This is a genomic window from uncultured Campylobacter sp., assembly GCF_937997465.1.
Lineage (GTDB): Bacteria > Campylobacterota > Campylobacteria > Campylobacterales > Campylobacteraceae > Campylobacter_A.
Genome location: NZ_CALKTQ010000030.1, coordinates 1 through 9,921, shown reverse-complemented (window position 1 = coordinate 9,921; position 9,921 = coordinate 1). Strand labels below are relative to the sequence as shown.

Sequence of the window (9,921 nt, the reverse complement as noted above, 5' to 3'; positions counted from 1 at the left end):
GAATTTGGTTAAATTTTATAAAACCAACCACGTCTATAACGGCAAACAAGTAGCATCTCTGCACTGCTTATACGAATTAACGGAGGGAAAAATCCCAAGCGACGCGCAGGTCGTCGATACGAAAAATCTAAATTTGATCGATGCAAATAAAGCCTTTTACGTCGTCGGCAGCAAGATCGGCGGCACGATGACTAGAAATAGCAAATACGCCTTCTCAACAGAAGCCGACGCGAAAGAATTCCAAGCAGAAAACGGCGGCAAGATAATGAATTTCGCCAAGGCCTACGAGATTGCGGGGCAGGATTTTGAGGGCGATAACAAGATGATAAAAGCCAAACGCGAAGGCGGTGTTTATGCGCACGGTAAGGAATTTTACGAAGCAAACTGCGAGAAAGTCGACCCAAAAAGCTTTAAAGCCATCTCAGAGCTAAAAGCCCACCTCAAAAAAACATGCGACGCAAAGGGCGCAAGCAAGGCTCCAGAATACGACAAACACCTACAAGCAGCAGCTCTATATCTATGGGACACTCCGGCAAATTTAGGCACTAGCGATCAAGCCTCAAAATCTAAGCAAAAAGCGCAAAAAGCCGAGAGGATCGTCGTGCCAAAAGGCGCTCGCTGCCCTGTTTGCGGTATGCTAATCGGCAAAAACCCGCAGTGGGCGACGATGATGAAAACAAGCAAAGAGGAGCTTTACTTTGACGGCGTCAAGGACATGATGAAGTATTATTTCGAAAAAGGCAAAAAAGACGATCAAATTTACGTTAGCGACTACTACAAGCTAAACAAAATCGATGCCAGAACCGCCTACTACGTAACCGGCTCAAACGTGCTCGGACCTATGGGCAACGAGCTCATACCGTTTGCAAACGAAGAGGACGCTAAAACATTTGCCAAAGATCACGGCGGCAAACAGATCGTCAAATTTGACGAGATCACGACTCTTTTAGTAGAGAGGTTGATGTGAGACTCATCTGCGTTTTAGCGGGCTTTTTTGCGATCCTTTACGTTTGTATCGGGGCGCATTACCTAGGTTACGATAGAGCAGGCAAGGAAGCTCAGCTAAATTTGATCCAAAAATCCGTCAAAGACGCGCAAATTTCGACGAATTTTATTTCAAAAGAGTACGGGAAGTTTGTCTATGCCGAGTAAAAATTTTATCGATTACGCAGTTACGCTGCTCTATAAAGACCGCGCCGATCACGCTTTTAGCTTTTTTATCTTCGCTTTTATCGTGTTTATCTTAAGCGCGGTTCTTTTCGTCTCAAGCTCCATCCAAAGCGACCTTACGAATTTGACCCGCTCAAAGCCAGAAGTCGTCGTCGAGGCTCTGCGTGCGGGCAAACGAGACCTGATACACGACGGCTACATCTACGACGTCTCAAAGATCCCCGGCGTTGCTAGCGTCGAGGGAGCGGTCGAGGGAGAGTATTATTTTGCGCAAAAAAGAGTCTGGTTTCACATCGTCGGCGATGAAAATTTAGACGAAAACGAGATGATCGTGGGCGAAGGCGTAAAAAAAGAGATGGCGGAGCTTTATTACGAGGACGTTTTTAACTTTTTAACCGAAGAAAAAATGATCCCGATGAAGATCAACAAAACCGCGCCGCATGAAACGGGTATCGTCTCAAACGACGTCATCTACATGAATCCAGCCACCGCGCGCGAGGTACTAAGTCTAAAAGAGGGCGAATACACGAGGCTCTACGTCGAAGTACCAAACGTAAACGAGATCAGCGAAGTGGCCCTAAAGATCCAAAACGTATATCCGAACACCGAGGTTACGAGCATCGAGGACGGCGTGGCCAAAATAAGGCACCTTTACTACTACAAAGGCGGCATTTTCATGGTACTTTACGTCGTGGCGATGGTTTCGTTTTTTATCCTGCTGAAAAATCAAATTTCGCTCGCATACGGCGAGAAGAAAAAGGAGATCGCGATATTGCGCAGTATCGGCTTTAGCGTGAGAAATATCATCGCGCTTAAATTTATCCAAAATATCGTAGTTTCTTTTAGCGCCTATTTGCTGGGCGTCGCTGGAGCATATATCTACGTGTTTTTATTCGGCGCGCCGTTTTTACGCGATATATTTTTAGGCAGCGAGGTAGCAAATTTCACGGATTTTACGCCGATCATCGACTTTAATATGCTATTTTTGATCTTTGTTTTTAACGTGATTCCGTTTTTAGCATTCGTCATCATCCCGTCGTGGCGCATCGCCGTTAGCGACATGAGCGAGGCAGTAAAATGAACGCGATAGAAGTAAAAAATCTCTGTAAAATTTACAATCAAAACAAACCAAACGAATTTCACGCGCTGAAAAATATAAATTTGACGGTAAAAAGCGGCGATCTAGTCATCCTAAAAGGCGTTAGCGGTAGCGGCAAAAGTACGCTACTAGGCATTCTAGGCGCGCTTAGCAAACCAAGCAGCGGCGAAGCGCTAATCAACGGTCGCAACGTCTCAAAACTACCAGACATCATGAGTTCAAATTTTAGACATAGCGAGGTCGGGTTTATATTTCAGTCCTTTAACCTGATCGAGGGCCTTAGCGTCTATCAAAACGTGCTGGCGCCGCTAAGCTTAACAAGTCTTAAAAAAGCCGAGCTAAATTCGCAAATCGATCGCGCGCTAAATCTCGCTAACATCGCGCACAAAAAAGATCAAATAATCTCAAAGCTAAGCGGCGGCGAGAAGCAGCGATGCGCGATAGCAAGGGCTCTAGCGATGGATCCTAGCGTCATACTAGCCGACGAACCGACGGCAAATTTGGACAAGCAAAACTCGCTTATTTTTATCGAAATGCTGAAAAAATTTAAAGAGCTAAAAAAGACCGTCGTCGTCGCTACGCACGATATTTTATTTGACGATCTGGACTTCGTGGACGGCTACGTGAGGATGCAAGACGGAGAGATGCTGTGAGCGTATTTTTATCGGACGTTGTTATCGCGTTTTTGCTAATCGAGCTCATCATCATCGTGCTGATGGGCATTTCGCAGTATTTCGTCGTGCGTATCATGCGGCTATGGGACTTTAACTCGACGTCAAATTTACAGTACGACCTAGAAAAACGCAACTACCTCGTAAATACGATTTTGTTTTTTGCCGTAGTTTGCAAGATCGTTTTGTTCGTATTTTTCGCGCTATCTCTAAACGAGCTAGCAGACGTGGTGCCCGGCGCCATGTGCTCGGCTGGCGTCATCGGATCAAATCAATTTGGCGGCATTTTGCTGCTGCTAAAACTGCTGCTCATCTTTGGCTTTGGGCTGTGGCTCATCATAAATTCGCTTGATTTAAAGGCGACGAATTTTCCGTATTTAAAGCGAAAATACATCATCTTCACCGCGCTTTTTATCGGCGTTTTGATCGAATTTGCCGCCGAGATCCTATTTTTTAGTAACGTGCCGTTAAAAGTGCCCGTCTTTTGCTGCTCGGTCGTGTTTCAGGCGCCAAAGCTACCGTTTGGCTACACGAAGTTAAATTTGGTCATATTTTACTACGCCATTTTTGCGGTCATTTTGACGCTAAATTTACTCAAACAGACGATGGCGAGCTTTGTTTGCAACCTGCTGTTTTTGTTTATCGCATACTACGCGATTACTTATTTTTTCGGGCTTTACGTCTACGAACAGCCAAATCACAAATGCCCGTACTGCATGCTAAAGGGCGAGTATTTTTACGTCGGCTACCTCATCTGGGGCTCGCTGTTTTTGGGTATTTTCTACGGTATCGCGGCGTTTTTGGTCGAGCTAATCGTGAAAAAACCTTACGAGCATTTGCTCAAAATTTCCTCTTTTTGGCTGATCGTAAATGCTCTTGTTTGTAGCTTTTTCGTCGCTAAATACTACCTTTTACGAGGAGTTTTATTATGATAAAGCAAATTTTCGCCGCCGTACTACTCATCGGCGTGGTGGCGCTGCTCGCGTTTTCAGTGGATACTAGCGAGGGTAAAATCGTCGTTCGCCACGGCAACGTAGAAAAAAAGCCGCTAGACATCGAGCTAAACAAATACCTCTGCTTTGAGAGCAAGGTTCTCATTAGCGACCTAAACAATACGGCTCAGGCAGTGATGCCAAACGGCGACACGTACTTTTTCTACGACATCTCAAACTCGTTTACTTGGCTCATGCGGCAAAAGAACAAAGATGACGTCGTGCTGTGGGTGTATTCGCAAGACACAAGCCGCTACATCCTAGCTAAAGACGCCTGGTACTCGCGCGTAGACATCACTCCGATGGGATACGGCATCGGCGCGTACGAATATCACGTTTACGGCATCAATGACAACTATTTCGAGGACGTTATGCTCTACGCCGCACGCGGAGAAACGCTGATAAATCCGCTGATTTTTATACTGCTTTCGGAGAATAAAATTTAGCTTTTAAAGCCTGTTTGATTTTATTCTACTAAATTAGCTCTACAAAGTAAAATAGTTAAATTTGACGGATTTAATTTTAAATTTGCCTATATTTTACGGCTAAAATTTAGTAAAAAACTTAATGAGTCTCCTCATAGTTTATAAATTCAATGTTCAAACATGCGTTTAAACGTTAGTAAATTTACTGCTACAGGAGATGACTTATTAACGGTAAATGTTGAAATTTCATCTTTGTTGCTTAAATTTGCACGCATTCCAAATTTTGATCAATTTTTCCGCCAGTTTGAAAATTTGATGAATTATTGGCTAACGTTAATTTTTCACTATGAATTTTACATAATTAATCGCTAACGTTTTATAAAAGGTTAGTACCTAACGTTATTTACCTTTAGAAAATCTCTCAGTGCTTCGTATTCGCTATTTTCAAAATAACGCCATTTACCGGGCTTTAGCATACCAAGATCGACGCGACCGAAACTAACGCGTTTTAGATCCATTACCTCAAGGTCGAAATATCCGAAAAATCGGCGTAGCTCGCGGTTTTGCCCTTCGTTTATCACGACTTTTAGTTTCGTAAAACCGCCGCTCGAGCCGAAAATTTTATAGTCCAAAAAGGGCTTAAATTCCATTGATTTTATCGCGGTTTTAGCATGCGCGCCCTTAGTAGCGTCTGCAGCGAAAAAGCCCTCATTCATTGCCGTTATCACTTCAGGCGTTATCTCGCCTTTTACTTTCAGATAGTATTCGCGCTCTACGTCGCTATTCATCAGCGCGGTAGCGATAGCAGGAGCGTCCGTTAGTAAAAGTAGTCCCTCGCTAGCGTAGTCAAGCCGCCCGATACTAACAAATTTAGCAAACTGTCGGTCAAGGCTATCATAGATAGTTTTGCGTCCGCGGTCGTCCTTTTTACTAACGAGTTCGCCCTTTTGCTTGTGATAAACGATCATTGTAAATTCTTTTTTTAGCCTTACTATGCGGCCGTTTATCTTTACTTTATCCTCTTCGCTAACGCTAGTAGCCAGCTCGCTAACGACGCGGCCATTTACGCTAACTTTGCCCTGTTTTATGAGCTCGTCAGCCTCTCTACGCGAATAACTCGTGTTATGCGATATAAATTTATTTAATCTGCTTTTTTGCATTTTATAGTCCTAAATTTGCAAGGTCGTGTATGTGTAAAACACCGACCGGAACGCCGTTTTCTACGACGGCTAGTAGCTGTATCTTATACCGCTCGATGAGCGCTAACGCATCTATCGCTAACATCTCTTTATCATTTAGCTCTTTTGGCTTTATCGTCGCGTATTTGATCGCAGCGTCGTTTAGATCAAAGTCCTCTCTCATCAGCGCCCGCCTAAGGTCTCCGTCGCTTAAAATCGCATCCAAAACGCCGTCTTTATCGACGATCAAAACTGTACCGAGTTTGCCGTGCGTCATCGTGTCGATCGCCTGTTTTAAGCTCGCATTCCAGCGTACTATCGGCAAATTTTCGCTTCTCATCACGTCTTTTACTTTTAAAAATAATCTCTTGCCAAGACTTCCACCTGGATGAAAATTTGCAAAATCCTCTTTTTTAAAGCCTCGCTTTTCCATCAGGCAAACGGCTAACGCATCACCTAGAGCTAACGTTAGCGTCGTCGAGCTAGTCGGTGCGGCATCTAGCGGGCAGGCCTCTTTGCTAACGTCAAGCTTCACAAACGCGTCGCTAAATTTACCCAGCGTGCTAAATTTATCCCTCGCCATCGCAACTATCGGTACGCCAAAACGCTGCACATGAGGTAGGATCTTGGTTAGCTCCTCGCTCTCGCCGCTAAAGCTGATAGCTAGCAGCGTATCGTCCTTGCCGATCATACCCAGGTCGCCGTGCATCGCCTCGGTCGGATGCATGAAAAAGCTAGGCGTACCAGTGCTAGCAAGCGTCGCGGCGATCTTTGCGCCGACGTGTCCACTTTTACCCACGCCCGTAACCACGACTTTGCCTTTGGTTTGGTATAAAATCTCGACCGCTTTTTCAAATTCGCCGTCTAAAATTTCGGCATTTCTTGTTAGCTCGTTAGCTTCGGTCTTTAGCACGTTAGCAGCTATTTTTATCATCTCGCTCATTTTACGCCCTTACATCAGGTATATGATCGGCACGATAGTCGGGTATTTTTTGACTTTTCTAAATATATGCTTGCGGATGACTTGGCGCACCTGGCCTTCGAGCATCCTGCCGTCTTTTAAAAGCTCCTCTTTGACGTTGCTTAGATACTGCTCCAGCACGCCCTCCATCTCTTTCCTAAACTCGCCGTCTTGCTTATCGCCCACGAGTCCGTAGCTGATGACGCGAGGTTTATTTATGAGCTTAGCGCCGTGGCGGGAAATTTGCGCGATGATCATCACGACGCCCGCTTCGGCCAAATTTTGCCTATCGATCACGACGTCGTCTGAAATTTGCTTGTTGATTTGGTTGTCGATAAATACCTTGCCAGTTTTTACCGTCTTGGCGCGTTTCATATATTTTTGGCAAATTTCTATCTGATCGCCGTCGCTCATCAGGTAGATGTTTCGCTCATCCACGCCGCAGGCTACGGCCGTTTCTTTATGCTTTGCGATATGATTATACTCGCCGTGAACCGGGAGGAAAAATTTAGGCTTTATTAGGCGCAGCATCAGTTTTTGCTCCTCTTGCGCCGCGTGACCGCTCACGTGTATCTCGCTAAAGTCCTGATACGCGACGCTAGCGCCTGATTTGATGAGGAAATTTAGCACAGTCGAGACGCTGCTTTCGTTGCCCGGGATCGCCTTTGAGCTGATGATGATCTGATCGGTCGGCTTTATTTTGATGTATTTGTGCTCGTCGGTAGCCATGCGGTACAGCGCGCTCATCGTCTCGCCCTGAGAGCCGGTGGTGACGATCAATACTTCGTTATCTTTAAATTTACCGACTTCGTTAGCGTCGATAAAAATTTTCTTATCGAGCTTGATATAGCCAAGCTCCATCGCCGTGTAGAGGTTGCGCTCCATACTACGGCCGATGACGCAGACCTTGCGGTTGTATTTTAGTCCCCAGTCGATCGCCTGATAGACGCGGTGGATGTTGGAGCTAAACGTGCTCATTATCACGCGGCCTTTGGCTTTGGAAAAAATCGCGTCAAAGGTCTTACCCACGCTGCTTTCGCTTTTAGTAAAGCCCTCGCGGTAGCTGTTTGTGCTATCGCTCATCAGGCACAGCACGCCGCGCTCGCCGTAGTATGCGAGCCTGCCAAGGTCTGTTGGGTAGCCGTCGATCGGCGTGTGGTCGATCTTAAAGTCGCCCGTGTGGATGATAGTGCCCGCCTTTGTCGTGATAGCAAGCGCGCTAGCGTCGATGATAGAGTGCGTGATATGTATCCACTCGACCTCGAAATCCCCTATCAAATACGGCTTGCGCTTTTCAACCGAGCGGAAAAGCGAACGCTCCTGCTTTAGCCCGTGCTCTTCAAATTTGTTATTTATCATACCAAGCGGCAACGGCGTGGCGTAAATAGGAAATTTAAACTCTTTATAAAAGTAGGGTACCGCACCGATGTGGTCCTCATGGGCGTGCGTGATGACGACGCCTTTTATCTTGTCTTTTATCTTGCGCACGTAGTCAAAGTCAGGGATCAGGATATCCACGCCGTGCATACTCTCGCTAGGAAAACTCATGCCAATATCCACGATGATCGCGCTCGTGTCGGTCTCAAATACGGTCATGTTTCCGCCGATCTCGCCTAGTCCGCCAAGAGGCGTGATGCGGATCCTGTGATCGGTCGAGTTTAAATATTTCATCGGCTCGAGGCGCAGTTCGTGAACGGCCTTGTTTGCCTCCATAGACGCGGCGATATCTTGCTGCCACTGCTCGTTTCCGCTTAGCTTGGCGGGTAAATTTTTCTTTGGCTTTCGCTGTTTTTTCGGCTTAGCTTCGCCCGTTTGATTTTCTGTGTTAGCAGCTTGTTTGTTAGCGTTTTTATTTTCGTTTTGTGCACTGTTTTGGGAGTTTTGTTTGCCATTTTTACTACGATTTCTTTTACCGTTTTGTTTGTTAGTATTAGCTTGCTCGCCGTTTTGGGCATGCTGTTCGCCGCCGTCAAAAGGCTCTAAAAAGAAATTATCTATCACACTTTGGCTAGCTTTTTGCTCGCCGTTTTGCGTGTTTTGGTCTAAATTTTCTTGCTTATTTTTATTTCTCGGGCGAAATCTGCGCTTTTTATTGCTCTTGCCCTGAGAGACCACCGCTTTTTCTTCGTTTTTGTCGTTCATTATCTTCCTTTAAATTTTTAAATACTTCTAGATAAAGACCGACATTTAGCTCATGCGGACGGATGTTTGCGCTCAAATTTAGCATGCTGAAAATTTGCTCGAGTTCAGACTTCTCGTAGCTTGAACTCAAATTTTTCATCAGCGTTTTTCTAGGCGCGCTAAAGGCGATTTTGAGGTAAGTTTTAAATTTTTCGTATTCAAATTTACTCTTAAATACGCCCGTTTCGCCTATTAAATTTTTACTTTTTTGCAGTTTTATAACCGAGGAAGTCACCTTCGGCGGTGGGTTAAAGCAGCTCGCATCCACGTCAAAAAGTAGCTCGCAGCTACCTTGAAGCGAGGCTAAAATCGCCAAAGAGCTAAAATCTCTATCGCCGCTTTTCGCGCTAAATTTGAGCGCGACTTCTTTTTGTATCATCACGACCAGGCCGCGACATTTCTCGTCCTCGACCGCATTTAGGATCATCTTCGTAGCAACGTAGTAGGGCAGGTTTGCCGCTAAAAAATACGGCTCATCGTTTAAGCCGCTTTCGCTCCACTGATCCAGCGCGTCTTTGCAAAAAAGTTTCAATCGTCCGTTTTGAATTTCGTTTGCGAATTTTTTCTGTAGCAGCGCAAAAAGCTCAGTATCTATCTCGTAGCTAGTTACGCCGCAAATCCGCAAAATTCTAAATGTCAAATCACCTAAGCCAGGCCCAATCTCAACGATATTTTGCGTATCTTTGGGAATCGCTTGGATGATTTTGTTTAGCGTCGCTTCGTCGTGTAAAAAATTTTGCCCGAAGCATTTTTTTGCTTTAATATTTTCCATTTTAACTCCGCAGAGTAGCGAAGCCACTGCTGCAAACAAACCCATCGCTCGCATCGCTTTGCGATAAGCTTCGCTCATTCGCTCCCGCACGGACGATAAGCGGTTATCGTCCTCTAACGGCGGTCACTCACCCACCTAAAGCACGCCGATGTTCGCGGCATCGGCGTAAATTTACCTTAAATTTTCGCCGATTTTACCCAAAAATATCTTATGTAATGATTAGATAAGTCAAATTTAGCTAAAATAAAGCAAAATTTTAGCTAAAGAAGAGCGATGAATCATTTTGCAAAACGCATAATCCCGTGCCTAGACGTCAAAGACGGACGCGTGGTAAAGGGCGTAAATTTTGTAGGTCTCGTGGATGCTGGCGATCCGGTCGAGATAGCCAAGCGCTACAACGAGGAGGGCGCGGACGAGCTGTGCTTCCTCGATATCACGGCGTCGCATCTTGAGCGCGATACGATTGTGGACG

General features: G+C 45.4%; 11 protein-coding genes. 7 read left to right on the top strand and 4 right to left on the bottom strand.

What is annotated here, in order from left to right:
- From Q0546_RS00855 to Q0546_RS00830, 6 genes are all read left to right on the top strand, one after another.
- Positions 1–967: nitrous oxide reductase accessory protein NosL (locus Q0546_RS00855; protein WP_298789661.1), on the top strand; the 967-nt coding region annotated here is incomplete at its 5' end.
- Positions 964–1,152 (top strand): hypothetical protein, encoded by a 189-nt coding sequence (locus Q0546_RS00850; protein ID WP_298789659.1) that lies wholly within the window; start codon positions 964–966, stop codon positions 1,150–1,152. The genes Q0546_RS00855 and Q0546_RS00850, both read left to right, overlap by 4 nt.
- Positions 1,142–2,251, top strand: a complete 1,110-nt coding sequence (locus Q0546_RS00845) for an FtsX-like permease family protein (protein ID WP_298789657.1) — start codon at positions 1,142–1,144, stop codon at positions 2,249–2,251. Before Q0546_RS00850 ends, Q0546_RS00845 begins: the two co-directional genes overlap by 11 nt.
- Positions 2,248–2,922: an ABC transporter ATP-binding protein gene (locus Q0546_RS00840; protein WP_004321767.1), complete on the top strand. Its 675-nt coding sequence runs from the start codon at positions 2,248–2,250 to the stop codon at positions 2,920–2,922. Before Q0546_RS00845 ends, Q0546_RS00840 begins: the two co-directional genes overlap by 4 nt.
- Positions 2,919–3,872: a hypothetical protein gene (locus Q0546_RS00835; RefSeq protein ID WP_298789655.1), complete on the top strand. Its 954-nt coding sequence runs from the start codon at positions 2,919–2,921 to the stop codon at positions 3,870–3,872. The genes Q0546_RS00840 and Q0546_RS00835 overlap by 4 nt, the downstream gene beginning before the upstream one ends.
- Positions 3,869–4,378 (top strand): hypothetical protein, encoded by a 510-nt coding sequence (locus tag Q0546_RS00830; protein ID WP_009494719.1) that lies wholly within the window; start codon positions 3,869–3,871, stop codon positions 4,376–4,378. The genes Q0546_RS00835 and Q0546_RS00830 overlap by 4 nt, the downstream gene beginning before the upstream one ends.
- A 365-nt stretch (positions 4,379–4,743) precedes the next feature.
- Here Q0546_RS00830 and Q0546_RS00825 read toward each other — a convergent pair whose 3' ends face one another.
- Genes Q0546_RS00825 through rsmA form a run of 4 tightly spaced genes read right to left on the bottom strand, consistent with a single transcriptional unit; the run spans position 4,744 to position 9,449 of the window.
- Positions 4,744–5,517, bottom strand: a complete 774-nt coding sequence (locus tag Q0546_RS00825) for a pseudouridine synthase (RefSeq protein WP_298789649.1) — start codon at positions 5,515–5,517, stop codon at positions 4,744–4,746.
- A 1-nt stretch (position 5,518) separates the two neighbouring features.
- A complete protein-coding gene (locus Q0546_RS00820; RefSeq protein WP_298789647.1) occupies positions 5,519–6,478 on the bottom strand; it encodes a KpsF/GutQ family sugar-phosphate isomerase in 960 nt (319 codons plus the stop codon).
- A gap of 9 nt (positions 6,479–6,487) precedes the next feature.
- Positions 6,488–8,638 (bottom strand): ribonuclease J, encoded by a 2,151-nt coding sequence (locus tag Q0546_RS00815; protein ID WP_298789646.1) that lies wholly within the window; start codon positions 8,636–8,638, stop codon positions 6,488–6,490.
- Entirely contained in the window at positions 8,586–9,449 is an 864-nt protein-coding gene (gene rsmA, locus Q0546_RS00810; RefSeq protein ID WP_298789663.1) for a 16S rRNA (adenine(1518)-N(6)/adenine(1519)-N(6))-dimethyltransferase RsmA, read from the bottom strand. The genes Q0546_RS00815 and rsmA overlap by 53 nt, the downstream gene beginning before the upstream one ends.
- 273 nt (positions 9,450–9,722) lie before the next feature.
- On the opposite strand from rsmA, the gene Q0546_RS00805 reads away from it, so the two are divergent.
- A partial coding sequence (locus Q0546_RS00805) for a HisA/HisF-related TIM barrel protein (protein ID WP_298789644.1) occupies positions 9,723–9,921 on the top strand: 199 nt, incomplete at its 3' end.

What these genes read in the sequence shown, in the direction of transcription:
- Q0546_RS00845 (WP_298789657.1), top strand. Translation starts at nt 1,142, where the DNA reads ATGCCGAGTAAAAATTTTATCGATTACGCAGTTACGCTGCTCTATAAA.
- Q0546_RS00840 (WP_004321767.1), top strand. Translation starts at nt 2,248, where the DNA reads ATGAACGCGATAGAAGTAAAAAATCTCTGTAAAATTTACAATCAAAAC.
- Q0546_RS00830 (WP_009494719.1), top strand. Translation starts at nt 3,869, where the DNA reads ATGATAAAGCAAATTTTCGCCGCCGTACTACTCATCGGCGTGGTGGCG.
- Q0546_RS00825 (WP_298789649.1), bottom strand. Translation starts at nt 5,517, where the DNA reads ATGCAAAAAAGCAGATTAAATAAATTTATATCGCATAACACGAGTTAT.
- Q0546_RS00820 (WP_298789647.1), bottom strand. Translation starts at nt 6,478, where the DNA reads ATGAGCGAGATGATAAAAATAGCTGCTAACGTGCTAAAGACCGAAGCT.
- Q0546_RS00815 (WP_298789646.1), bottom strand. Translation starts at nt 8,638, where the DNA reads ATGAACGACAAAAACGAAGAAAAAGCGGTGGTCTCTCAGGGCAAGAGC.
- rsmA (WP_298789663.1), bottom strand. Translation starts at nt 9,449, where the DNA reads ATGGAAAATATTAAAGCAAAAAAATGCTTCGGGCAAAATTTTTTACAC.